We start from the raw sequence: 25,716 nt of genomic DNA on the forward strand, positions 1-25,716 counted from the left end.
GGCGACTCCCCCGCGCGACGCTCAGGCGTGTGCGGCCGGCTCGTCCCCCAATACCGCGTTCCAGAGCAGCACCACGGCGTCCCGTTCCGCGTCCAGGACGCCGGGTTCGACCCGCGCTTTTTCCTGGCCCTGCAGCCGGATCTGGTGCTGCATCCTGCGCAGGGTGCGATAGGCATCGGCTGCGCGGGCGGCCACCGCCGGATCGACCAGGCCTTCGCGCGCCGCGATGCCCAGCAGCGCGATATTGCCCAGATTGCCGACCAGCACCGGATGCGCCGCCGCTTGCGTCAGCACCAGGTACTGGGTCACGAACTCGACGTCCACCATGCCGCCGCGGTCGTGCTTCAAGTCGAACTTGTCGGTCTTGTTGGGATGTCCCGCGCTGATCTTCTCGCGCATGGCAAGCACTTCGGCGCGCACCTTCGCGGCGTCGCGCGGCTGCAGCAGGATCTCCTTGCGCACGGCCTCGAAACGGGCGCCCACGCCGGGGTCGCCGGCGGCAAAGCGCGCCCGCGTCAGCGCCTGGTGCTCCCATACCCAGGCGTGCTTGCGTTGGTATTCGGCGAATCCTTCCACCGATACCGCCAGCAGCCCCGCGTCGCCGTCGGGACGCAGGCGCAGGTCGATTTCGTACAGGCGTCCGGACGAAGTCATGGTGGACAGCCAGGATGCCATGCGCCGCCCCAGCTTGGCGTATACCTCGGCGGCGTCCTCGCGCGGGTCATCGTAGAGGAACACCAGGTCCAGGTCGGAAACGTAGCCCAGCTCCTTGCCGCCCAGCTTGCCATAGGCCACCACGGCGAAGCGCGGTTCCGCCCCCGGCAGCTTGTTGACCAGGGGCCAGACGCGCCGCAGCGTCTCGGCCAGCAGCATGTCGGCCAGGGCGGACAGCTGGTCCGCCAGTTTTTCGACCGTCAGTTCGCCTTCCAGGTCCTGGGCGAGAAGCTGGAAGCTGGCCTGGCGCTGCACGTCGCGCATCAGGTTCATCTGCCGCTCGATGTCGGGGCTGCCGTCGGGCAGCAGGCAGGCGTCCAGATCCGCGCGCTGCTGGCGCGCCATCGCGCCGAAGTCCAGCGGCTCGTGCAGCGTGCGCCAATCGATCAGGCTGTCCAGCAGCAGCGGGTGCTGAGTCAGGTATTGGGCCGCCCAGGGGCTGGCCGCCATCATGCGTGCGATGCGCGCCAGCGTGTCGGGGTATTCGGCCAGCAGCGCCAGGTAGGCGCTGCGTTGCGCGATGGCTTCGATGAGGTCGAACAGGCGCACCGCGGCGGCGGCCGGCGCGCCGGTGCGGGCGGCCGCCCGCAGCGTCATGGGCAGCAGGGTGTCGACCCGCTGGCGGCTGGTGTGCGGCAGGGTGCGCAGTCGCGGACTATCCAGCAGGGCGCGCGCGCGGTTGGACAACTGCGCGGCGTCCTCGCCGAACAGGGCGTGGATTTCGTCGAGCAGCGCGGATTCCGGATCCGTCTCGGCATCCGCGCCGTTGCCGCCCGGGACATGGCGGCCGCCGTTCGCCTCGCCCGGACGGGCCGGGCGCGCGCCGGCCGCGGCGCCCGGCCCCGAAGCGGCGCTCCGCGCGCCGTCCGGGCCGTTCGTCGGCTGGGGATTTCTCGATGCCCCGGCGCCGCCGTCACCGTCGCCCACGCCGGCCAGGCGAAATGCGTTGCGGAAGGTTTCCTCGACAAAGCCCCGGTGTTCCGCCAGCGTGCGTTCGAAGGCGTCCGGGTCCATGCGCAGGGCGGCGGCCAGTCCGGCCCGCTGGGCCGGCTCGGCAGGCAGCAGGTGGGTCTGCTCGTCCTCGCGGTATTGCAGGGCATGTTCGACGCGGCGCAGGAAACGGTACGCGGCTTCCAGGCGCTGGGCGTCCTGCGGCGGGATCAGGCCGGCCTCGCGCTCGCAGTGCAGGGCCGGCAACAAGCCCCGCACCTGCAGCGCCGGCATGCGGCCGCCGCGTATCAGTTGCGAGAGCTGCACCACGAATTCGATTTCGCGGATACCGCCTTCGCCCAGCTTGATGTTCAGCGCGCTGTCCATGCCGTTGCGCGCCAGCGCCCGTCTTTCCCAATCCAGCCGGATGCGTTCGCGCAGCGCGCGCAGCGCCGCCAGGGCATCGAAATCGAAGTACTTGCGGTACACGAAGGGCTGCCGCAGGCTTTCCATGTGCCGCAGATGGGGTTCCGGATCGCTGCCGGCGAAGGCCCGGGCCGGCATGGGGCGGGCTTTCAGCCAGGCATAGCGCTCCCATTCGCGTCCTTGCCCGACCAGGTAATGTTCCAGCGCGTCCAGGCTCCAGGCCAGCGGGCCGCCGTCGCCGTCCGGGCGCAGCCGCAGGTCGGTGCGGAAGACATGGCCGTTGGCATCGCGTTCCGACAGCACGGGCATCATGCGCTGCGTCAGCCGGCCGTAGAACTCGTGGTTGCTCAGGCGGCGGGGGCCGGGCGTTTCGCCTTCCTCGCCGTACAGCATGACCAGGTCGATGTCAGAGGAGACGTTCAGCTCCTGGCCGCCGAGCTTGCCCATGCCCATGATCAGCATTTCCTGCGGCGCGCCGGTCGTCGGGTCGATGGGCGCGCCGTGCACGCCCGCCAGGTCGGTGGCCACGCTGCGGTAGGCCTCGGCCACCGCCAGGTCGGCCAGCGCCGTCATGGCGCCGACCACTTCCTCCAGGCTGGCCGCGCCGGCCAGGTCCCGCACCATCAGGGCGCAGAAGACACGTTCGCGCAGGCGCCGCAGCACCGCGCGGCATTCGGCCACCGGCAGGGTCTCGGCCTGGGTGCCCGCCAGCGCATCCCGCCACGTCCGCAGGACCGCCGGGGTCAATGCCTGCGTCACGCCCTCATCGCGCAGCCACGCGTGCAGGTCCGGCCGCGCATCGAGCGCGCGGCGCAAGTGGCCCGACCAGGCCAGCGCGACGTCGAAGGCTATCGCGCCCGCGGCGGACGACGCCGGCGAGATGGCAGACGGAGAAGTGGCGGACTGCGAAGCGGCGGCCGGCGAACCGGCGGCCGGTGTGCGGGAAGAGGTCGACATAGATAGATAAAAATCGCGCAGACGCCCCGAAACATTTCGGGTATAAGGGGACGATACCGCAAGACCTCTTTCCCCGCTAAATAAACGTGCGTGTGCCCTTCAAAATCCTCCGCGGTCTGCTCTGGAGTCTCTGGATCATTTATGTCGCCGCCGCGGTGGGTCTGCTGGGGCTGCGCTATTTCGTGCTGCCGCGCATCGATCAGTGGCGCCCGCAGATCGAACAGTACGCCAGCCAGACGCTGGGCGCTCCGGTGCGCATCGGCCACATCGCGGCCGATTGGCGCGGCCTCAATCCCAGGCTGACCCTGGCGGGCGTGGAAATCGCCGACGGCCAGGGCGACCCGGTGCTGACCCTGCCGGCGGTGGATGCGGTGCTCGCCTGGCGCAGCCTGTTGAACCGCGAGCCGCGGCTGGTGTTCCTGCAGGCCGACGGGCTGGACCTTACCGTGCGCCGCGACCGCGACGACCGCCTGTGGGTAGCGGGACTATCCATCGATCTTGCGGGTTCCGGGCAGGACGACGCCAGCCGGTCGGTGGCCTTGCGGTGGCTGGCGCGCCAACGTGAAATCGTGCTGCGCCATGCCACGGTGCGCTGGATCGACGAGTCGCGCGCGGCGCCGGAACTGACGCTGCAGGATGCCAGCCTGGTGATGCTCAATGGCGCGCTGTCGCATCGTTTCGCCCTGCAGGCCCGGCCGCCCGCCGCACTGGCAGCCGGCCTCACGGTGCGCGGAGAGGTCGAGCGCTCGCTGTTCAACCGCCACCCCATGGACTTCGCCAGCTGGCATGGGCAGGTCTACGCCGAGCTGGCGGATGGCGAGCCTACCGCCTGGCGGCCCTGGCTGGATATGCCGCCGCTGCAAGGCCGCATGGCGGCCCGCGCCTGGATGCAGGTCGACGGCCGCAAGCTCGGCGCGGTGACGCTGGACCTGGTCGCGCGCCAGTTGGGCTGGCGCTGGCAGGACGGCGTCGCCGCATCGGCCGGCACGGTCCGCGCCCGCCTGGAAGGCCTGCCCGGCGACCTGGCCAGGGCCGGCCAATATCCCGCCCTGGCGCGCAGCGCGGACGGCGCGGGGCTGGCGCTGCGCGGGCAGGCGGCGGAGGTTCGCGCCGACCTGCCCGGTATCTTCGAACAACCCCGGCTGGCGCTGGACACGGCCCGGCTGGACACCACCGTGCGGCGCGCGCCCAACGGCGTCCTTGGCATGGACCTGCGCGACCTGCAGGCCGCCAACGGCGACCTGGACCTGCGCCTGCAGGGCAAATGGGAAGCCCGCGGCGAGACCGATGCCGGCACCGCGGACGTCCGGGGCACTTTGCGGCGCGCCACCATGAGCGCCATTCACCGCTATCTGCCCCTGACCGTATCGCAGGACGCCCGCGAATGGCTGGCCACCGGCCTGCAGGCGGGCGTCGTCCGCGATGCCGGCCTGGTCCTGCGGGGAGACCTGAACCAGTTTCCCTTTTCGCGGCCGGAGCAGGGCGGCCGCTTCCATATCGGCGGGCAGTTCATAGGCGCGACGGTGGACTACGCCCCCGCGACGCGGGACCGCAAGGCCTGGCCGGCGATACTGGGCCTGGACGGCAGTTTCGCCATCGATGGCGCGGCGCTTACCCTGGACGGCAAGCCCGGGGGCATCCTGCGTCCGGCCGACGTGCGCGATACGCCGCTGCAGCTGGGCGCGATCAAGGCCGGTATCCCGGATATGGAGAACGACGCCGAGCTCTACCTGCAGGGCGAGGTGCGGGGTCCCGTGCCCGCTTTTCTCTCCACGGCGAACGCCACGCCCCTGGGCGCCTTGCTGGAGAACCGCCTGGCGCAGTCCCGCGGTACGGGCGAGTGGGATGTGGCGCTCGCGCTGCATGTTCCGCTGCGGCATACCGACGACACCACCGTGCAGGGCTCGCTGTCCTTCAACGACAACGACTTCACCCTGTATCCCCGGCTGCCCGCGCTCACGCAGCTGCGCGGCATGCTGGAATTCACGGAGGAAGACCTGCGGGCGCGCGACGTACAGGCCCAGTTCCTGGGCGGCCCCCTGACCATCAACGGCAGCCTGCTGGACACGCGCAACGGCTTGCGCTTCGACGGCCAGGTCAGCGCGGCGGGGCTCGCGCAGTTGGTGCGCGCCCCGGCGATGTCGCGCTTCTCCGGGCGCACCGCGGTGCGCGGCAAGTTGCTCTACATCCGTGGCGGGCGCGTGGACGTTTCGCTGGAGTCGGACCTGGCTGGCATGGCCATCGATATGCCCGCGCCGGTCGGCAAGACCGCCGCCGCGACGCTGCCCCTGCGCGTGCAATGGAGCCCGGCGACCAATGCCGGCAGCCGCGACCGCGACTGGCTGACCGCCAGCCTGGGCCAGAACATCAATCTATTGCTGGAACGCGATCCCGCCGAAAAGCGCTGGACGTTCGCGCGCGGCGCGCTGGGCGCCAACCAGCCCGCGACCCTGCCCGCGCAGGGGCTCAGCCTGCGCCTGCAATTGCCCGATCTGGACGTGGACGCGTGGCAGGACGTGGCGGACGGTTTCGATCCGCCCCCCGCGCCAGCCAAGGGCAAGCGCGCGGCCGATACGCCGCTGCTGCCACCGCCGGACGTGATTTCCATGGAGACCCCGCGGCTGCGCGTGGCGGGCGTGACGCTGAACGACCTCAAGCTCTATGCCGTGCGCCCCGAGCCCGCCCAGTGGCGCGTCGATATCCAGTCCAAACAGGCCGCCGGTTCAGTTACGTGGCGCGAGGCTTCCGGCGCGATCGCCGGGCAGGTCAGCGCCCGCTTCAAATACCTGTCCTTCGGTGAGGAAGGCCATGAAAAAGCCGCGGACGATACCTCGTCGGGCGACGACCTGAAAGATATCCCCGCGGTCGACCTGCAAGCCGACGTGCTGCGCTTCTATGGCAAGGACCTGGGCAGCCTGCGCGTGGTCGGCACCAATGTCGAGCGCGGCCAACGCTGGCGGCTGGATACGCTGCGCATCGCCAACGACGACGCCTCGCTGGACGCCACGGGCACCTGGCGGCTCAGCGGCCCGGAACGCGGCTTGTCGGTGGATGCTTCCGCCAAATGGAGCGACTTCGGCAAGCTGCTGGCACGGTTGGGCTGGCCGGACATGGCGGCCGGGGGCGCCGGAACGGCGGAGGGCAAACTCACCTGGTATGACCTGCCGTGGTCGCAAAATGTGGCGGGTATAGACGGCAACCTGAAGCTGCGCATGGACAAGGGCCGGCTCATCCACGTGAATTCCCGCACGGCGCGCCTGCTGGAACTGCTGTCCATGCAATCCCTGCAGCGCCTGGCCAAGCTGGAATTGAATCCGGCGAACCTGTTCCGCGACGGCTTTCCCTTCGACACCATACGCGCCCGCTTCAATGTATCGAAGGGCCTGATACGCACGGACGACTACAAGGTGAACGGCCCGGTCGCCACGATCGTGCTGTCCGGCACGACCAGCATCATCGATGAAACCTGGGACCTGAAGGCCGTGGTGGTGCCCAATCTGGATGCCAGCGGCGCCGCGGTGGCCACGGCGCTGGCCGTGAACCCGCTGCTGGGCCTGGGCGCCTTCGTGACGCAATGGCTGCTGAAATACCCCCTGGCCCGGGCGATGACCGTGCAATACGCGGTCACCGGCCCCTGGAGCGACCCCAAGGTCGCCCCCATCGAGGGCCCGCTCCCCACCAGCCCCGCATCCGAAGCCGCAATACCCAAGGACCCCATCGAGCATTGATAAAACTAGGGATAGGCACTGCCATCTTTGCACAAAAACAGGTGCCTCCCAGACCCAGGACGCGCGGATCCGGCTCCGCCGGTCTGCAGCGTCGCCCCCCTTGAGGGGGGAAGCGCGCAGCGCTTCGGAGGGGAGCCTCCCCCTCCGCAAAAAACAGGTGCCTCCCAGACCCAGGACGCGCGGATCCGGCTCCGCCGGTCCGCTAGCGTCGCCCCCCTTGAGGGGGGAAGCGCGCAGCGCTTCGGGGGGTGGACCTACTTCTTCATCATGTCGAAGAATTCGGCGTTGGTCTTCGTCGCGCGCATCTTGTCCAGGATGAATTCCATGGCCTGGATTTCGTCCATGTCGTGGATGAATTTGCGCAGTACCCAGACCTTCTGCAGCAGTTCGGGCTTGATCAGCAGCTCTTCGCGGCGGGTGCCCGACTTGTTCAGGTTGATGGACGGGTAGACCCGCTTTTCCGCCAGGCGGCGTTCCAGGTGGACTTCCGAGTTGCCGGTGCCCTTGAATTCTTCGTAGATGACTTCGTCCATCCGGCTGCCGGTTTCGATCAGGGCCGTACCGATGATGGTAAGGGAACCGCCTTCTTCCACGTTGCGCGCGGCGCCGAAGAAGCGCTTGGGGCGCTGCAGGGCATTGGCGTCCACGCCGCCGGTCAGCACCTTGCCCGAGGCTGGCACGACCGTGTTGTAGGCGCGCGCCAGGCGGGTGATGGAGTCCAGCAGGATCACCACGTCTTTCTTGAGTTCCACCAGGCGCTTGGCTTTTTCGATGACCATTTCGGCCACCTGCACGTGGCGCGTCGCCGGTTCGTCGAAGGTGGAGGCGACCACTTCGCCGCGCACGGTGCGCTGCATTTCCGTCACTTCTTCCGGGCGTTCGTCCACCAGCAGGACGATCATGACCGCGTCGGGGAAGTTGGTGGTGATGGCGTGCGCGATGTGCTGCATCATCACCGTCTTGCCCGACTTGGGGCTGGCGACGATCAGTCCGCGCTGGCCCTTGCCGATGGGCGCAAAGATGTCCAGGATGCGGCCGGTCAGGTTTTCCTCGCTCTTGATGTCCCGTTCCAGCCGCATCGCCTGGTTGGGATGCAGCGGCGTCAGGTTCTCGAACATGATCCGATGCTTGATCGCCTCGGGCGGCAGTCCGTTGACCTTGTCGACCTTCACCAGCGCGAAATAACGCTCGCCGTCCTTGGGCGTACGCACCTCGCCCTCGATGGAATCGCCCGTATGCAGATTGAAGCGGCGGATCTGCGAGGGGGAAATATAGATGTCGTCGGTGCTCGCCAGGTACGAGGTGTCCGGCGACCGCAGGAAACCGAAGCCGTCCGGCAGGACTTCCAGCACGCCGTCGCCGAAGATCTGCTCGCCCTGTTTGGCGCGCTTCTTCATGATGGCGAACATCAGCTCCTGCTTGCGCAGGCGATTGGCGTTCTCGATTTCCAGGGAGGCGGCCAGTTCCAGCAATTTGGAGACGTGTTGCGCCTTTAGTTCATTCAGGTGCATTGCGTTGAATTATCGGGGGAAGGAAAGAGGAAGGGGGCGGCGGGCCACGGACGGGCCCGCGCGACGGGAGCGAACGCTGATTACAAGGCGCTGTCCAGGAAGGCGGTGAGTTGGGATTTCGACAGGGCACCGACCTTGGTCGCGGCGGCCTTGCCGTCCTTGAAGAGCATCAGCGTGGGGATGCCGCGGATGCCGTACTTGGCCGGCGTGTCGCCGTTTTCGTCCACGTTCAGCTTGGCGATGGTGATGCGCCCGGCGTATTCCTTGGCGACTTCTTCCAGGATGGGGGCGATCATCTTGCAGGGGCCGCACCATTCGGCCCAGTAGTCGACCAGCACGGGGAGGTCGGCCTTCAAAACGTCGGCATCGAAGCTGGCGTCGCTGACATGCTTGATTTGGTCACTCATGACTGTTCTCGTTGCTTTGCGGCGGGGAGACGTGCTACGACCCGCCCTTATTGTTTGGCAGGATTAAAGCATACCACTGTCCATCCGAACAGGCTTCATGGGTTTTTGTGTAGGATAACCAGCCTCGCGCGGGGGCGGCCGGCGCCGACAGCCCCGTCCCGCCGGGGGCGGACGCTCCCGCCGCCCATGGGCCGGCGGGGTTCGTCCGGCGCCCGTCCGGTGCCTGGTCAGGATCTGCGCATCCCACCTCGGGCCGCGCCAATGCTCAGGCTTTTCTTAGAATGTCGGTTTTTTTCCACAGATGTTGGGGATAACTTGGCCACTCCACGTTATACAGAGGCGTCCATCCGGGTCCTGAAGGGCCTGGAGCCCGTGCGGCAGCGCCCGGGCATGTACACCCGCACCGAAAATCCGCTGCACATCGTGCAGGAAGTCATCGATAACGCCGCCGACGAAGCCCTGGCCGGCAACGGCAAGCACATCCAGGTCACGCTGCACGCCGACGGCAGCGTCTCCGTCGAGGACGACGGCCGCGGCATTCCGGTGGGCATGCACCCCGAGGAAAACGCCCCGGTCGTGGAATTGGTGTTCACCCGGCTGCACGCCGGCGGCAAGTTCGACAAGCAGGGCGGCGGCGCCTATGCGTTTTCCGGCGGCCTGCACGGCGTCGGCGTATCGGTCACCAACGCGCTGGCCAACCGCCTGGAGGTCATCGTCTGGCGCGACGGCGGCATTCACCGCATGGTGTTTCGCGACGGCGAGGTCGCCGAAGCGCTGGCCCCCTTCAGCGGCGTGGCCAGGAAGAAATCCGGCACGCGGGTGCGCGTCTGGCCCGATCCCAAGTATTTCGACAGCCCCAACATTCCGCTGGCCGAGCTGACCCAGCTGCTGCGCAGCAAGGCGGTGCTGCTGCCCGGTACCCGCGTCACGCTGGCGGTGGAAAAGAGCGGCGACACCAAGTCCTGGCTGTACGAGGACGGCCTGCGCGGCTACCTGACCGAGGCCCTGGACGGCGCCGAACTGATGATCCCGATGTTCGAGGGCAGCCAGTACGCCGGCGCGGACCACGAAACCTTCGCCGACGGCGAAGGCGCCCAATGGGTGGTCGCCTGGACGGAAGAGGGCAATGCCGTCCGGGAATCCTATGTAAACCTGATACCCACGCCGGCGGGCGGCACGCACGAGTCCGGCCTGCGCGAGGGCCTGTTCGCCGCCGTCAAGGGCTTCGCGGAACTGCACAGCCTGCTGCCCAAGGGCGTCAAGCTGCTGCCCGAGGACGTCTTCGCCCGTGCCAGCTTCGTGCTGTCGGCCAAGGTGCTGGACCCGCAGTTCCAGGGGCAGATCAAGGAACGGCTGAACAGCCGCGACGCCGTGCGCCTGGTGGGCGGCTTCACGCGCGGGGCGCTGGACCTCTGGCTGCATAGCAATGTGGAATACGGCCGCAAGCTGGCGGAGCTGGCGATCCGCCAGGCCCAGGCACGCGCGCGGTCGGCGCAACGCGTCGAGAAGCGCAAGAGTTCCGGCGTGGCGGTACTGCCGGGCAAGCTCACCGATTGCGAATCCAGCGACGCCTCGCGTACCGAGGTCTTCCTGGTAGAGGGCGACTCGGCCGGCGGTTCGGCCAAGATGGGCCGCGACAAGGAATTCCAGGCCATCCTGCCGCTGCGCGGCAAGGTGCTCAACTCCTGGGAAGTCGAGCGCGACCGCCTGTTCGCCAACAACGAGATCCATGACATCGCCGTGGCCATCGGCGTCGATCCGCACGGGCCCGGCGATACGCCGGACCTGTCCGGCCTGCGCTACGGCCGCATCTGCATCCTTTCGGACGCCGATGTGGACGGCTCGCACATTCAGGTACTGCTGCTGACCCTGTTCTACCGGCATTTCCCCAAGCTGGTGGAGGCCGGCAACGTCTATGTGGCGCGGCCGCCGCTGTTCCGCGTGGATGTGCCGGCGCAGGGCAAGCGCCCGCCGCGCAAGGTCTATTGCCTGGACGCCGGCGAACTGGAAGCCGTGCAGGACAAGTTGCGCAAGGAAGGCCTGCGCGAGGGCAGCTGGAGCATCAGCCGCTTCAAGGGGCTGGGCGAAATGAGTCCCGAGCAGCTGTGGGAAACCACCATGAACCCCGATACGCGGCGCCTGCTGCCCGTGAGCTACGGCGACCTGGACCCGGAACAGACCACGCGCGTCTTCGACATGCTCATGGGCAAGGGCGAATCCGCGCAGCGCCGTTCCTGGCTGGAAGAAAAAGGCAACCTCGCCGAACTCGATATCTGATGCCAGATGCCGCCGCCGGCATGGCCGGGGCGGCATCGCAATGACGCGACACCATGACCGACAGTAATCAACAAGGCCTGTTCGACACCGAATCGGGCGACGCCGCCATCACGCTGGGCCGCTACGCGGAGCAGGCATACCTGGACTATGCCGTATCCGTCGTGCGCGGCCGCGCGCTGCCCGACGTGGGCGATGGGCAAAAGCCCGTGCAGCGGCGCATCCTGTACGCCATGCAGGCCATGGGCCTGGGGCCGACCGCCAAGCCCGTCAAATCCGCCCGCGTGGTGGGCGACGTGCTGGGCAAATACCATCCGCACGGCGACCAGGCGGCCTATGACGCCATGGTCCGCATGGCGCAAGGCTTCACGCTGCGCTATCCCCTGGTCGACGGCCAGGGCAATTTCGGCTCGCGCGACGGCGACAACGCCGCGGCCATGCGCTATACCGAGGCCCGGCTCACCCCCATCGCCCGGTTGCTGCTGGACGAGCTCGAGGAAGGCACGGTCGACTTCATTCCCAACTACGACGGCAGCCACCAGGAGCCGCAGATGCTGCCGGCGCGGCTGCCGGTCATGCTGCTGAACGGCGCCTCGGGGATCGCCGTGGGCATGGCCACGGAGATCCCCTCGCACAACCTGCGGGAAATCGCCCAGGCCTGCGTCGCGCTGCTCAAGCATCCCAACCTGCCGGACGAAGAACTCTATGCCCTGGTGCCGGGTCCCGATTTCGCCGGCGGCGGGCAGATCATCACCCCGGCGGGGGACATCGCGCAGATCTACAACAGCGGCCGCGGTTCGCTGAAGGCACGCGCCCGCTGGCAGTTCGAGGAACTCGCCCGCGGCCAGTGGCAGCTGGTGGTCACCGAACTGCCCCCGGGCGCATCGGGCCAGCGCGTGCTGGAAGAGATCGAGGAACTCACCAACCCCAAGGTCAAGGCCGGCAAGAAGGCCCTGACCGCGGAACAGCAGCAGGCCAAGGCGCAGATGCTGGCGCTGCTGGACGCCGTGCGCGACGAGTCGGGCAAGGATGCCGCGGTGCGCCTGGTCTTCGAGCCCAAGACCTCGCGCGTGGATCGCGACGAGTTCGTCAACACCCTGCTGGCGCAGACCAGCATGGAAAGCAGCGTGCCGGTCAACCTGGTGTGCATCGGCACCGACGGCCGCCCCCGCCAGAAACCGCTGCGCGAGATCCTGCTGGAATGGCTGGCCTTCCGCACGGACACCGTCATCCGCCGCACGCGCCACCGCCTGGATAAGGTCGCCGACCGTATCCATGTGCTGGAAGGGCGCATGGTGGTCTACCTGAACGTGGACGAGGTCATCCAGACCATACGCGAAGCCGACGAGCCGCGCGCCGCGCTGATGACGCGCTTCAAGCTGACCGAGCGCCAGGCCGAGGACATCCTGGAAATGCGCCTGCGCCAATTGGCGCGCCTGGATGGCATCAAGGTCGAGCAGGAACTGGCGGACAAGCGCGAAGAGCACGCCAAGCTGCAGGAGCTGCTGGACAATCCCGCTTCGCTCAAGCGCATGATCGTCCGTGAGATCGAAGCCGACGCCAAGCAGTACGGCGACGAGCGCCGCACCCTGATCGAGGCGGCGGAACGCGCGGTGGTGGAAGCGCGCGTCGTCGATGAGCCGGTCACCGTGATCGTGTCGCAGAAGGGCTGGCTGCGCGCGCGGCAGGGTCATGGGCACGATGCCACGCAGTTCGGCTTCAAGCAGGGCGACCACCTGTACGGCGCCTTCGAATGCCGCACCACGGATACCCTGATCGCCCTGGGCGACAACGGCCGCGCCTACACCGTCCCGGTGGCCAACCTGCCTTCCGCGCGCGGCGACGGGCAGCCCGTCACCACCATGATCGATCTGGCCTCGGGCACGCGCATCCTGCACATGATCGCGGCGGCGCCGGACACCCGCTGGCTGTTCGCCACGGAGGGCGGGTTCGGCTTTATCGCGCGCCTGTCGGATATGACCAGCCGCCAGCGCGGCGGCAAGCAGTTCATCACCCTGGAAGAGGGCGATGCGCTGTTGCGGCCGGTGCCGGTCTTCGAGAGTGCCCAGCGGCTGGCGCTGCTGTCGGCCAAGGGCAAGTTCCTGCTGTTCGGCCTGGACGAGGTCAAGACGCTGGCCGGCGGCGGGCGCGGCACCATCCTGATGGGGCTGGATGGCAACGACACGCTGGCCCAGGCGGTGCCCATCGGTCCCAAGGGCCTGCGCGCCACGGGTACGTATCGCAACAAGCAGGTCGAGGACATCCTGGCCGGCGCGGACTTGCAGGCCTATGTGGGCAAGCGGGCGCGCAAGGGCCGGCAATTGGACGTGCGGCCCAAGCAGCCCTTGCTGTCCCCGGTGTTCTAGCGCACCGTTTTGCGGCCAAGGCCGGCGGCTCCACGGGTTTACCTGGGGCCGCCGTTTTTTTTGCCGGGGCGCTTGCCGGTTGGCCTGGCTTGCCGGCTCCATGCCCCGCCGCACCGACCCCGCCGCGGGGCAGGTGACCGAAGGTAAGCGAAGGTGAGATCGCCCGCCCCGGCGGATCACGGGGGTTCACAGGATCGACTTGAGCTCATATAATTCGTACTGAAATCAATTCACCAGAATTTATTCTGGTCAGAATCTTACTGAGCCGATTTATTTCAGTGCATATGACTGAGTCCCATCACCCCGCTCCCGCGGCGCCCGCGCCCTCTGCCCAGCAGTACGACCTGCGTATCCTGCGCGCGCTGCGCCGGATCACCCGGTCGATTGCCTTGCACTCGCGCCAGCTGGCAGCGGTCAGCCACATCACCGCGCCCCAGCTCATGTGCCTGCGCACGGTCATCGCGCTGGGCCCGCTGACCTCCACCGCGATCAGCCGGGAAATCCACGTCAGCCCCAGCACGGTCGTAGGCATCCTGGACCGCCTGGAAGACAAGGGCCTGATCCGCCGGGAACGCGGCCGCGAGGACCGCCGCACCGTGTTCGTCACCGCCACCGTCGCCGGCATCGAGCTCGCCAAGCAGGCGCCTTCGCCCTTGCAGAAGCACCTGGCGGATGCCCTCAATGCCCTGCCGGAACTGGAACAGGCCACCATCACCCTGTCGCTGGAACGCATCGTCGCGCTGATGGAGCAGGGTGGCCAGGCGGCGCCCGCCGACGCGCACGATGCGTCGCCCATCCTGGATGTACCCACCAACGGGCCGGCGCCGGAATCGGGGCTGGTGGTATGACGCGGGCCGCCATCGCGCGCGCCGCCGCGCCTCCGCTCGCGCAGGAAGCGACCCACCTGTTCAGGACGCCGCGGGTCACCGATGGCGCGGCCATCCATCGCCTGATCGCCGAATGTCCGCCGCTGGACCTGAACGCGGTGTACGCCTACCTGCTGCTGTGCCAGCACTTTTCCGGCACCTGCGTGGTGGCGGAAAGCCCGGGCGGCAGCATCGACGGCTTTGTGTCGGCCTACGTGCCCCCCGGGCAGGCGGACCGTCTTTTCATCTGGCAGGTCGCCGTGCATGAGCGCGCGCGTGGCCATCGCCTGGCGCGGCACATGTTGCACGACTTGCTGCGCCGTCCCGGACTGGCGGCCGTCCGCCGTCTGGAAACCACCGTCGGCCCCGACAACCACGCATCGCGTCGCACGTTCATCCGCCTGGCCGCCGATCTCGGCGCCCATGTGGCCGAACAACCGTTCTTCGGCAAGCAGCTCTTCGGGCAGGCCGAGCACGACGACGAGATGCTGCTGAGCATCGGGCCGTTCGCCTCGATCCCGCGCTAGGCGGACCGGTCGCGGCATTCCCCCAAGCAGTGGACGGCGCCGCCATCGCGGCGGGCAGCGGTCCGCTTGTCCCAGATGCACCAAAAAGGAGAAAACGATATGGACCTGAAAATCTTCGATCGCATGGAGTCGGAAGTACGCGGCTACATACGTTCCTTCCCGGTGATCTTCAATCAGGCGCGCGGTTCGCTGCTGATCGACGAAGAGGGGACCGAATACATCGATTTCTTCAGCGGCGCCGGCACGCTGAACTACGGGCACAACAACCCGCTCTTCAAGGCGCGCCTGATGGATTACCTGGCGTCCGACGGCGTGGTGCACGGCCTGGATATGGCCACCAGCGCCAAAAAGCATTTCCTGGAAACGGTCGACCGGGTGCTGCTGAAGCCGCGCAAATGGCAATATACGCTGCAGTTCACGGGACCCACCGGCACCAATGCGGTAGAAGCCGCGCTGAAGATCGCGCGCCAGGTCAAGGGCCGTTCCAACATCATCTCTTTTACCCACGCCTTCCACGGCGTCAGCGGCGGCTCCCTGCAGGCCACGGCCAATGCCAAGTTTCGCGATGCCGCCGGCTATGCGCTCAGCAACACCACCTTCATGCCCTATGACGGCTATTTCGGTCCCGACGTGGACACGATGGCCTACCTGGAGCGCATGCTGGACGATCCCAGCAGCGGCACGGACAAGCCGGCCGCGGTCATCGTCGAGACCGTGCAGGGCGAGGGCGGCGTCAACGTGGCCACGCTGCGCTGGCTGAAGGAGCTGGAAAAGGTCTGCCGCCGCCACGACATGCTGCTTATCGTGGACGACATCCAGGTGGGCTGCGGACGAACCGGCACGTTCTTCAGCTTCGAAACCGCCGGCATCCAGCCCGACATCATCACCTTGTCGAAGTCCCTGTCCGGCTTCGGGCTGCCCATGTCGCTGGTGCTGATGAAGCCTGAACTGGATGTCTGGAAGCCGGGCGCCCACAGCGGCACCTTCCGCGGCAACAACCTGGCTTTCGTTACCGCGGCCGCCGCGCTGGACACGTATTGGGCAGACCAGGCGTTTTCGCGCGAAGTGCTGCGCAAGGAAAGGCTGGTGCGCGACTGGCTGGAGAACCTGGCGCACAGCTATCCGGGCAGCGGCCTGGCGGTTCGCGGCCGGGGCCTGATACAGGGCCTGGTCACCGCCAGCCAGCCCGAGCTGGCCAACCGCATCGCCCGCAAGGCCTTCGAGCGCGGCATCGTCATCGAGACATCCGGCGCCCATGACGAGGTGCTGAAGGTGTTGCCCGCGCTGACCATCGAAGACGACCTGCTCAAGCGCGGCCTCGACGCCATCGAGGCCAGTGTGGCCGACGTACTGGCCGAATCCGGGCAATCCGCCCGCATCCTGAAATTCGGAGGAAAACGCCAATGATCGTACGCAATGTGAAAGACGTCATCGGGACCAAGGACGAGGTCCGCACCGATACCTGGATGAGCCGGCGTGTGCTCCTCAAGAAAGACGGCATGGGCTTCTCCTTCCACGAAACGACCATCTTTCCCGGCACGCGCACCCATATCCATTACCGCAACCACCTGGAGGCGGTGTGGTGCATCGAAGGCGACGGTTCCCTGGAAACCATCGCCGACGGCAAGCGCTATGAGCTGGGTCCGGGCGTGGTCTACGCCTTGAACGAAAACGACGAACACTGGCTGTGCGGCGGCGAAAAGCCGCTGCGCGTCATCTGCGTCTTCAATCCCCCGCTGACGGGCCAGGAAGTGCACGACGAGAACGGCGTGTATCCGCTGCCCGAAAAGGCGGCGGCGTAAGACAGTGCTGAACCGATTCATTTGCAAGGAGGCAACGTGATGATCTCACCTGCCAAAGACCGATACGCCTCGCGCACCGACCGCAGCGCCGGCATCGTCGCCCGCCACGACCCCGTGGTGTATGGCGACGGGCGCTACGCCGACGCCTTGTCGGCCGAGCAAGTCCAGGCCTACGAACGCGACGGTTTCCTGATGCTGGAAAACCTCTTGCCGGCGGCCGAGGTCGATGCGCTCATCGCCGAGACCACGCGCATGACGCGCGATCCGGCCATCGTGCGGCGCGAGGAATCCATTACCGAACCGGGCAGCAATGCGGTGCGGTCCATTTTCATGGTGCACCAGCTCAGCCCCATGATCGCGCGGCTGGCGCGCGATCCCCGTCTCATCAACGTGGCGCGGCAGATACTGGGCTCCGAAGTCTACGTCCATCAGTCGCGCGCGAACATGAAGCCGGGCTTCAAGGGCAAGGAATTCTATTGGCACTCGGATTTCGAGACCTGGCACGTCGAGGACGGCATGCCCGCCATGCGCGCGCTCAGCTGCTCGGTGCTGCTGACCGACAATAATGCCTGCAACGGTCCGCTGATGCTGGTGCCGGGCTCCCACCGGCAGTTCATCTCCTGCATCGGCGAAACGCCGCAGGACCACTACAAGCAGTCGCTGAAAAAGCAGGAGTACGGCGTGCCGGATCCGGTCAGCCTGCAACTGCTGGTGGAACAGGGCGGGATCCAGGCGATGACGGGCAAGGCGGGCTCGGTGGTGTTCTTCGACTGCAACACCATGCACGGCTCGAACAGCAATATCTCGCCCTGGCCGCGGTCCAATGTATTCATGGTCTACAACAGCGTCGAAAACGCGCTGGGCGCGCCGAAATACGGGCTGGCGCCGCGGCCGGAGCACATCGCCACGCGGTCCGGCTTCAAGGCCCTGACGCCGCTGGACGCGCTGAAGCTGGTCTGACGCGCCGCCGCGGCGCCGCGCGCGGCGCGCGACGCATTCAACGCCGCCCGCCGCCGCGGTGGCCGGGTTGCCCGGGATTATTGCTATGCTTGCGCGATTCCCAAGCACGCCCGGCCCGACATGTCCCTTTCCATACGCAGCCTGCACATCTACCCCGTCAAGTCCTGCGCGGGCATCGATCTGGATGTGTCGCCCATCGATGCCGCCGGACTGGCCCACGACCGCCGCTGGCTGGTCGTGGCCGGCGGCCAGTTCCTGACGCAGCGCCAGCGGCCGGAGATGGCCGCGATCCGCACGGCCCTGACCGCCACGCATCTGCAACTGGGCGCGCCCGGCATGCCGCCGCTGGAGGTGCCCCTGGATGGCTCCGGACTGGCCGGCCCGGAGGAATCCGTCACGGTGTGGCGCGATACTTTCACCGCTCGCCCCGAAGGCGAAGCGGCCGCCCGCTGGTTCAGCGACTTCCTGGGACAGCCCTGCCGCCTGTTCAAGGTCGATATCGCCGGCGCGGGGCGTGTCGTCAGCCGCGATTGGGTGGGGCGCTGGCGCGAAAGCCACGCCGACCTGGCCGCCGGCTTCGACGACCGCAACCTGTTCGGCTTCGCCGACGGCTTCCCCTTGCTGATCGCCAACCAGGCATCGCTGGATGAACTCAATGCCCAATTGCGGGGGAAGGGGCGGGAGCCCGTGCCGATGAACCGGTTCCGGCCCAATATCGTGCTGGACGGCGACGACCTGGCCGCCTACGACGAGGATCACCTGGCCTTGCTGGCGCGCGGCGAAGACGTCCGCATGGCCCTGGTCAAGCCTTGCACGCGTTGCAGCATCCCGGATGTGGACCAGCGCTCGGGCCGGCGCGGCGACGAGCCCGGCATCACGCTGACCGCCACGCGCAGCACGGACCTGGGCGTGGTGTTCGGGCAGAACGCCATCGTGGATGCCCGGCCCGGCGCCATCCTGCGGGTGGGCGACGCGATCTCGGCGGAGTGGAATTTCTAGCGCGGCGGACGCGGCGCTACGACGCGGACAGCTTCAAGCCGACCAGGCCAACCACGATCAGGGCCACGCTGGCCAGGCGCAGCCAGCCCATGCTTTCGCCGAACAGGATGACGCCGGCGATGAACGCGCCCACCGTGCCGATGCCTACCCACACGGCGTAGGCCGTGCCCAGGGGCAGGGTGCGCATGGCGATGGCCAACAGCCACACGCTGGCCACCATGCCCACGATGGTGATGGCAGAGGGCAGGATGCGGGTAAAGCCGTCGGTGAACTTCAGGCCCACCGCCCACACGATTTCACACAATCCGGCCAGAACCAGGATGACCCACGTCATGGAGAACCTTCCGGCGCATTAAGCGGGATGGCAGCCCCGGCTGCGCCTGTCCCGGGACGGCAAAAATTATAGAATGTCCGATTCGCCCCTGTTCCCGAACCGTCACGCACCCGTCGCGCCATGAGTTTCCAGGTAACCCTTACGCCCTCCCAGCACCAGTTCAAGGCCGAAGTCGGACAAACCGTGCTCGATGCCGCGCTGGCCGCAGGCTATGTCCTGCCCTACAGCTGCCGTAGCGGCGCCTGCTCCACCTGCAAAGGCAAGGTGGTATCGGGTCAGTACGACGCCGGCCCCTATCCCGCGCAGATCCTCGCCCCGGAAGAACTGGCGGCCGGCTATACCCTGCTGTGCCAGGCCCGGCCTTCCTCCGACCTGCTGGTGGAGTCGGCGGAAGTCCGCCTGGCCAGCGACATCCAGATACGCAAGCTGCCCGCCCGCGTGCAAACCATCGAACGCGCCGCGCCCGACGTGGCGGTCATCAAGCTGCAACTGCCCGCGTCCGAGACCTTCCGCTTCAACGCGGGCCAATATATCGAGCTCATCCTGAAGGAAGGCCGGCGCCGCAGCTATTCCATGGCCACGCCGCCCCATGCCGGCAGCCCGCTGGAATTGCATATCCGGCATATGCCCGGCGGGCATTTCACCGATCACGTGTTCGGCGCCGGCGCCACCCAGATGAAAGAGCGCGAGATCCTGCGCATCGAAGGGCCGTTCGGCTCCTTCTTCCTGCGCGAGGACAGCGACAAGCCCATCGTGCTGCTGGCCAGCGGCACCGGCTTCGCGCCCATCAAGGCCATCGTGGAGCACATGGCCCACAAGCAGATCCGGCGGCCCGTGTCCCTGTACTGGGGCGGCCGGCGTCCGCGCGACCTGTACATGGATGCCCTGGCGGCTTCCTGGGCGGCCAGCCTGCCGGACTTCCGCTACGTGCCGGTCGTCTCCGATGCCTTGCCGGAAGACGGCTGGACCGGGCGCACGGGCTTCGTGCACGAAGCCGTCATGCGCGATTTGACCGATCTGTCGGGCTATCAGGTGTATGCTTGCGGCGCCCCCGTCATGGTGGATGCCGCCCGGCGCGAGTTCACCGCGCAGTGCGGGTTGCCGGCGGAGGAATTCTACGCCGATGCCTTTACTTCCGAAGCCGACCTGGCCAAGGCGCGCCCCGCCTGACGATGCGCGCCGCGCGCCCGCCCGGAACCAGGCAAGGCGGCGCGTCGTTCCCCTTGGCCGGGAAGTTGACACGGCAGCTTACAAGCAGACGGATAGCGATGCTTTTCAACGCCCGGGATGCGGAATCCGCGGCAAGAGGCAATGTAAACTTCTTTCCCGGTATTTCAACGGGATCTCGCGTCTCCGGCTGCGGTCAGCCGTGGTCGCACCCAGGAGCTTGGCGCGAATGAGAATTGCGGTATTGGGAGCTGGCATCATCGGTATTTCGTCGGCGTGGTGGTTGCGCCAGGCCGGACATGATGTCGTGGTCATAGACCGGCGTACCGGTCCCGCTCAGGAAACCAGTCTCGCCAATGGCGCCCAGATTTCCGTCTCGTACGCCGAGCCCTGGGCCAATCCCCAGGCGCCGCTCAAACTGCTGAAGTGGCTGTTCCGCGAAGACGCGCCGCTGCTGTTCCGGCCGCAGCTGGACTGGCGGCAGTGGGCCTGGGGTCTGGCCTTCCTGCGGGAGTGCCTGCCGGGCCGGCTGGCCCCGAACATCCGCGCCATGGTGCGCTTGGCCGAGTACAGCCGCGCCACCCTGCGCGGCATGCGCGCCGACCTGGGCCTCCAGTACGACCACCTGGAGCGCGGCATCCTGAATTTCTATCGCGATGCGCACGAATTCGAGCTCTCCCAAAAGGCGGCCGGCGTCATGCGCGACTTCGGCGTGGAACGCCGCATCCTGACGGCCGATGAAGTCGTGGCGGTGGAGCCGGCCCTGGCGCCGCAACGCCACCGCATCGTCGGCGGCGATTTCACGCCGGAAGACGAAAGCGGCGACGTCCATCTCTTCACCGCCGCGCTGGCCGCGCAGTGCCTGGCCGCTGGCGTGGAATTCCGCTATTCCACGCAGGTCACCCGCCTGGTCCCGGTCGGCGGCCGGGTGGATGCCGTGGAAATCCTCGATCCGCAGGGCGTGTACGGCCAGGTATCGGCCGATGCCTACGTGGTCGCCATGGGCAGCTACAGCCCGCTGCTGGTGCGCCCGCTGGGCGTGCCGTGCAACGTCTATCCCGCCAAGGGCTATTCCGCGACCTTCCCCATCCTGGATCCCCTGGCGGCGCCCACGGTCAGCCTGACGGACAGCAGCCACAAAGTGGTGTTCTCCCGGCTGGGAAACCGCCTGCGCATGGCCGGCACGGCCGAACTCGCGGGCTATTCCCGCGCCTTGAATCCCCGGCGCTGCCAGGCCATGACGGACCTGGCGCGCGATCTTTTCCCCGGCGCGCTCGACTTCGATCGCGTCGCTTACTGGTCGGGCTTGCGTCCGTCCACTCCGTCGAACGTGCCCCTGATCGGCCGTACCCGTATTCCCAACCTGTACCTGAACACAGGCCACGGAACGCTGGGCTGGACGATGGGGGTCGGTTCGGGCCGGGCTCTGGCCGATCTGCTCAGCGGACGCGCGCCGGAACCGGAGTTTCCTTTCCTCGGCATGTAGACCTATGAAGAACTTGCACGAAACGGGCTTGGCCCGCGCAATCCGCGCCACCGGGCGCGTCTGGATCTTCGGCGTCGCCATGATGGCGGCGGGAGCGGCGCATGCGGCGCCGGTGCAGATCCAGGTCTGGCATACCCTGACCGACGCCAACAAGGCGGAATTCGAAAAGCTGGTCAAGCAATACAACAAAGAACAGAACGACGTCGAAGTCGCGCTGCGCGACTTCGCCACGCCGCAGGCCCTGCAGCAAGCCACGGTCGCCGCCGTGTCGGCCAAGAAGGCGCCCAATCTGGTGCAGCTGCAGGACAACCATTCGCCGGAAGTCGTGGCGGAATACAAGTCCATCAAGCCGCTGTACGAACTGCTGGCCAAGTATCCCATCAAGGATGCCACCTGGTTCCTGCCGTCCACCACCAGCTTTACGCGCGACAGCAAGGGCCGCCTGCTGGCCTTCCCCTACATGGCCGAAATCCCGGTCATGTTCTACAACACGGCGCTGTACAAGAAGGCTGGCCTGGACCCCAACAAGCCGGCGCGGACCTGGCAGGACCTGCAGGCCGAACTGCTGAAGCTGCGCGACACCGCCGATGTCGAGTGCCCATACGCCTCCAGCGACCAGGTCGAAGTCCACCTGGAAAACCTGGCGCCCATCAACAACCAGCTGTACACGAGCAACGGCAACGGCATCGAGGCGGTGAAGGGCAAGCCGGCGCCCGCATCGCTGCAGTTCGACACCCTGTACATGCGCCATGTGTCGCTGATGGCCACGTGGAAGCGCTCCCTATTGCTGACCCAGCACTCGAACGACGACCAGCCGGACGTGGCTTTCGCCAAGGGGCAGTGCGGCGTGCTGACGTCCGGCTCCGGCGCCCTGGGACGCCTGATGGCGGCCAAGGGCCTGAATTTCGGCGTGGCGCCCCTGCCTTATTACGAGCAGGTCACCAAGACGCCGGGCAAGCCCTTCGTCAGCGGTGCCGCCCTTTGGGTGATGGAAGGCCATCCCGCCGCGCAGGACAAGGCCACCGCGGAATTCCTGGCCTGGCTGTCCAAGCCGGTCGTGGCCGCGGAATGGCACCAGAACACCGGCTACCTGCCGCTGACCGAGGCCGCTTTCCGTGCGTCCGAGGTTTCCTTCTATAACCGCCTGCCGGGTGCGCAATCCATCATCGCCAACATGCGTACCCAGCCGCCGATCACCGCGCGCGGTTTCCGCGTGAACAACTACGATCGCATCGAACCGCTCCTCAGCCGCGAGCTGGACGATGCTTTCGATGGCAAGACCCCGCCGGTGGCGGCATTGACCAATGCCATCAGCCAGGCACGCGTGATCGCGCAGCAGCGCTGATACGCCGCGCGCCTTCCCGGCGATGCAAGCGGCGGGCGGATATGAACCGGCCGCCGCAAGCCGGATGGCCAGGCGTCAAGGCCCGGACCCGTTATCGCACGGGCCCGGGCCTTTTTGCTTGAGATCGATGCGGTCGTGATCGTATTGGCGGCATGTACGGCCGCATGCCGGGTCGCTGCGGTCGTTCTCCCGCCGCGGTCCGCCGGCGCGGCCCGGAACGTCGCGAAGGCCGTCCTATCCCCGATGGCGTGATGCTTCCAGCCATGCGTATATGTGCGCCTTGTTGGCCTTTCCGGCCGCCGGCACCATGGCTGTGTCGCGCCAATGCCGGCGCGACCATCGCGGGGATCCGGCATGCATCGATTGTTCAAGACGCTGTTCCTGTTGCCATGGCTGTCCGCCTGCGTACCATCGTGGGCGCCGGGCAGCGGCGCGCAGGACTGGACGCCGGCGCCCGGGGCCGGTCGTATCCACGATTTCAATTGGCGTCTTTCCGGCGATCGGCAGGTCGCGCCTTTGCAGGTATTCGACGACGGCCGCCAGACCTGGCTGCAGTTCGCCCCGGGCCAGGCCATGCCGGCGCTGTTCGTGGAGTCCCACGGCATCCAGCAGCCGGCCGCCTATGTGCGCCGCGAGCCCTATGCCATCGTGCAAGGGAAATGGCCGTCTCTCATCATGCGGGGCGGTTCGCTGCAGGCGCGTGCCGATTACGTCGGCCCGGCGTCCTCCGCGATGGCGGGCGCCATGCCACCCATGGCGCCGCCGGCGCATTTCGCCGTGGCGCCCGCGACCGCGCCTGCCATGGCGTCTTCCGGCGGGGTTCCGGGGCGGCCGTCAACGGACGCCGCCGGCGCGGCCGTCCAGGGCAGCGGCGCGGTCCTGCCGGCCCCCTCCCGCGGCGATGCGCAGCGCAATAAGGCGGGCGCCTTCACTGCCGCCCGTTTGTATCGTGTCGGCCCCACCGACGAGAATATGCGCCGCGCCCTGGCCCGCTGGGCGGGGTTGGCCGGCTGGACCTTCCAGCCCGAGCACTGGGCCGTGGATGTCGATATTCCGCTCTCGGCCAGCGCGGACTTCTCGGACGACTTCAAGGGGTCCGTGCGCGAGCTCGTCGCCGCCACGGAACTGGGCGACCGTCCCTTGCAGCCGTGCTTCTATGCCAACCAGGTCTTGCGGGTCATTCCCTTGTCGCAGGCCTGCGATCGTACCGCCGCGCGGGCGGGAGCCTCGCTATGACGCGGCCGCCGCATTCCGGACAAAGGCGCGTCTCGCAACGTCGCGGCCGCCCCGGATCGCCTGCCGCGGCCGGCCCCGGGCTTCTGGCCTGCCGGGTCGCCGCGCTTGCCCTGGCGGCGATGTGCCCCGCCTGCGTGTCGCCCGACCGTATCGCCGCGATACAGGACCGTGCGCAGCGCGCGCAGGCCCGCGGCGATGCGGCGCATGCCGGCTTCGTGCGTTCCTTGTCCGGTGGCGCCGCGCGCCCCGGCGCGCAGGATGTCCCTCGGCCCTGGCTGGCGGGGCGGGCGCGGCCCCTGGCGCGCGAGGCCACCTTGCCCGCGGCCTTGCGCAAGAACGTGGACACCACCTTGATGTTCGCCGGCGGGCAGGCGGATCTCGCCGTGCTGGCGGATCGCATCGCCCGCGCCACCGGTATCGGCGTCAAGGTGCGGCCCGACGCGCTGCTGCCGGCCGAACTGTTCCTGCCACGCCTGGCCGTTTCGCACGGCGGTGGCACGCCGTTTCCCGCGCGGGCCTCGCTGCCGGATGGCGCGCAACCCTTGCCGCGCGTGCTGGACGCGCTTGCCTGGCGGCTGGGGATCTACTGGCGCTACGCGGACGGCGCCATCGAGTTCTATCGCACCGAAACGCGGGTATTCGACGTTCGTGCCCTGACGCTGAACGCCCGCGCCGACGCTCGCCTGGGGCGTGCTGCCCGGTCGGGCGAGGAAGGCTTCGAGAACACCTCCAACACCACCTTGTCGAGCGGCGAGCACGATGCCATGGCATCGGTACGCGCGCGCATCGAGCCCTTCCTGACGCGCGCCGGGACGGTGACGGCGGCGCCGGGAGCCGGCAGCTCCATCGTGGTCAACGATACGCGCGATGCCCTGGAAGCCGTGGCGCGATTCCTGGACCGCGAAAACAAGGCGCTGACGCGGCGCGTCCGCCTGGTCTTCGAGGAAATTACCGTGGTCGCCAAGGACCAGGCCAAGGCAGGCATAGACTGGAACCTGCTTTATCAAGGGACGCGCGCGGCCCTGTCGGTCGCCTCGCCGGGCCTGGCGGGGAGCGTGCCGGGCATGGCCTCCGCCGGCGTCAAGGATGGGTGGTTCAACGGCACGCAGGCCATCGTCGCCGCCTTGAGCGAGATCGGCACCATCGTGCGCCACAGCAGCGTGCCCGTGCTGACGCTCAACCGCCGGCCCGTCACGCACGCCGTGCGCACCACGTTTTCCTATGTGAACCAGGTCCAGGGCAATGTTTCCGGCACCGCCGCCGCGGGCCACGGGCTGCACAGCGGGCTGCTGCCCGCCGTGTCGATCAACCAGAAGCAGGAAACCGTGGGTTCCTTCCTGACCCTGGTCCCCGACGCGCAGGAAGACGGCCAGATCCTGCTGTCCATCGCCTATGACAACACCGTCGCGCAGCCGCTCAAGAGCCTGACTTTCGGCAAGCCGGGCAATCCGCTGGAAGTCCAGCAGATCACCATCGACGGCAATGGGATGGTGCAGCAGGTCGAACTGCGCGCCGGCCAGCCCATGATTATTTCGGGGTTCGACCGCAGCGAAGACGAGTACGACCGTCGCCGGCTTACGCCGGGCGCTCCCTATGCGTTCGGGGGCAGCGACCGCGCATCCACGCAACGCGCCACCACCATCGTCATCGTCACGGCGCAAATCGAAGAGGGATTCTGACC

Annotated in this window: 18 protein-coding genes; 14 read left to right on the forward strand and 4 right to left on the reverse strand. The window is 67.7% G+C overall.

The genetic code is table 11. The annotated features are described in order from the left end of the window. Positions 1-21: 21 nt before the first annotated feature. On the reverse strand, positions 22-3,027 hold the full coding sequence (gene glnE, locus BAU06_RS08620; RefSeq protein ID WP_082993578.1) for a bifunctional [glutamate--ammonia ligase]-adenylyl-L-tyrosine phosphorylase/[glutamate--ammonia-ligase] adenylyltransferase: 3,006 nt from the start codon (positions 3,025-3,027) through the stop codon (positions 22-24). A 92-nt stretch (positions 3,028-3,119) separates the two neighbouring features. Between glnE and BAU06_RS08625 the strand changes: the two genes are divergently transcribed. After that, positions 3,120-6,755, forward strand: a complete 3,636-nt coding sequence (locus tag BAU06_RS08625) for a YhdP family protein (protein WP_231934021.1) — start codon at positions 3,120-3,122, stop codon at positions 6,753-6,755. A 254-nt stretch (positions 6,756-7,009) separates the two neighbouring features. Here the strand turns inward: BAU06_RS08625 and rho are convergent, their stop codons facing one another. After that, complete coding sequence (gene rho, locus BAU06_RS08630) at positions 7,010-8,266, reverse strand: transcription termination factor Rho (protein WP_066347086.1); 1,257 nt, start codon at positions 8,264-8,266, stop codon at positions 7,010-7,012. A gap of 80 nt (positions 8,267-8,346) precedes the next feature. Beyond that, positions 8,347-8,673 (reverse strand): thioredoxin TrxA, encoded by a 327-nt coding sequence (trxA, locus tag BAU06_RS08635; protein ID WP_066347101.1) that lies wholly within the window; start codon positions 8,671-8,673, stop codon positions 8,347-8,349. 261 nt (positions 8,674-8,934) lie between these two features. On the opposite strand from trxA, the gene BAU06_RS08640 reads away from it, so the two are divergent. The 8 genes from BAU06_RS08640 (at position 8,935) to BAU06_RS08675 (ending at position 18,467) form a co-directional block, all read left to right on the forward strand. After that, positions 8,935-10,950, forward strand: coding sequence for a DNA topoisomerase IV subunit B (locus tag BAU06_RS08640; protein ID WP_066347104.1), 2,016 nt, complete (start codon positions 8,935-8,937; stop codon positions 10,948-10,950). A 53-nt stretch (positions 10,951-11,003) separates the two neighbouring features. Next, complete coding sequence (gene parC, locus BAU06_RS08645; RefSeq protein WP_066347109.1) at positions 11,004-13,313, forward strand: DNA topoisomerase IV subunit A; 2,310 nt, start codon at positions 11,004-11,006, stop codon at positions 13,311-13,313. 284 nt (positions 13,314-13,597) lie between these two features. Continuing rightward, positions 13,598-14,161, forward strand: a complete 564-nt coding sequence (locus BAU06_RS08650; protein WP_066347112.1) for a MarR family winged helix-turn-helix transcriptional regulator — start codon at positions 13,598-13,600, stop codon at positions 14,159-14,161. After that, entirely contained in the window at positions 14,158-14,706 is a 549-nt protein-coding gene (gene ectA / locus BAU06_RS08655; RefSeq protein WP_066347121.1) for a diaminobutyrate acetyltransferase, read from the forward strand. The genes BAU06_RS08650 and ectA overlap by 4 nt, the downstream gene beginning before the upstream one ends. A gap of 99 nt (positions 14,707-14,805) precedes the next feature. Continuing rightward, positions 14,806-16,113, forward strand: coding sequence for a diaminobutyrate--2-oxoglutarate transaminase (gene ectB, locus BAU06_RS08660; RefSeq protein WP_066347130.1), 1,308 nt, complete (start codon positions 14,806-14,808; stop codon positions 16,111-16,113). Further along, a complete protein-coding gene (locus tag BAU06_RS08665) occupies positions 16,110-16,508 on the forward strand; it encodes an ectoine synthase (RefSeq protein WP_066347137.1) in 399 nt (132 codons plus the stop codon). The genes ectB and BAU06_RS08665 overlap by 4 nt, the downstream gene beginning before the upstream one ends. 39 nt (positions 16,509-16,547) lie before the next feature. Next, a complete protein-coding gene (thpD, locus tag BAU06_RS08670) occupies positions 16,548-17,468 on the forward strand; it encodes an ectoine hydroxylase (protein ID WP_066347140.1) in 921 nt (306 codons plus the stop codon). Between the two features lie 120 nt (positions 17,469-17,588). Next, positions 17,589-18,467: an MOSC domain-containing protein gene (locus BAU06_RS08675; protein ID WP_066347142.1), complete on the forward strand. Its 879-nt coding sequence runs from the start codon at positions 17,589-17,591 to the stop codon at positions 18,465-18,467. Positions 18,468-18,483: 16 nt separating this feature from the next. Here the strand turns inward: BAU06_RS08675 and sugE are convergent, their stop codons facing one another. Beyond that, positions 18,484-18,801, reverse strand: coding sequence for a quaternary ammonium compound efflux SMR transporter SugE (gene sugE, locus BAU06_RS08680; RefSeq protein ID WP_066347158.1), 318 nt, complete (start codon positions 18,799-18,801; stop codon positions 18,484-18,486). 120 nt (positions 18,802-18,921) lie between these two features. Here sugE and BAU06_RS08685 point away from each other — a divergent pair, with 120 nt between their 5' ends. The 5 genes from BAU06_RS08685 to BAU06_RS08705 all read left to right on the forward strand — a co-directional run bounded on the left by BAU06_RS08685 (position 18,922) and on the right by BAU06_RS08705 (position 25,714). After that, the gene (locus BAU06_RS08685) at positions 18,922-19,971 is read left to right on the forward strand and encodes a CDP-6-deoxy-delta-3,4-glucoseen reductase (RefSeq protein WP_066347161.1); all 1,050 of its coding nucleotides are present in this window, start codon (positions 18,922-18,924) and stop codon (positions 19,969-19,971) included. Between the two features lie 226 nt (positions 19,972-20,197). Beyond that, positions 20,198-21,454 carry a D-amino acid dehydrogenase gene (locus BAU06_RS08690; RefSeq protein ID WP_066347163.1) on the forward strand — a complete coding sequence of 419 codons (1,257 nt, stop codon included), beginning with the start codon at positions 20,198-20,200 and terminating at the stop codon, positions 21,452-21,454. Between the two features lie 4 nt (positions 21,455-21,458). Beyond that, positions 21,459-22,799 (forward strand): extracellular solute-binding protein, encoded by a 1,341-nt coding sequence (locus BAU06_RS08695; RefSeq protein WP_066347168.1) that lies wholly within the window; start codon positions 21,459-21,461, stop codon positions 22,797-22,799. Positions 22,800-23,153: 354 nt separating this feature from the next. Next, positions 23,154-24,035 (forward strand): TrbG/VirB9 family P-type conjugative transfer protein, encoded by an 882-nt coding sequence (locus tag BAU06_RS08700; RefSeq protein WP_066347170.1) that lies wholly within the window; start codon positions 23,154-23,156, stop codon positions 24,033-24,035. 119 nt (positions 24,036-24,154) lie between these two features. Beyond that, positions 24,155-25,714 carry a type II secretion system protein GspD gene (locus BAU06_RS08705; protein WP_066358511.1) on the forward strand — a complete coding sequence of 520 codons (1,560 nt, stop codon included), beginning with the start codon at positions 24,155-24,157 and terminating at the stop codon, positions 25,712-25,714. The last annotated feature ends 2 nt before the right edge of the window (positions 25,715-25,716 follow it).

The sequence above is a fragment of the Bordetella bronchialis genome, from assembly GCF_001676705.1.
In the GTDB taxonomy this organism is placed as follows: domain Bacteria; phylum Pseudomonadota; class Gammaproteobacteria; order Burkholderiales; family Burkholderiaceae_B; genus Bordetella_C; species Bordetella_C bronchialis.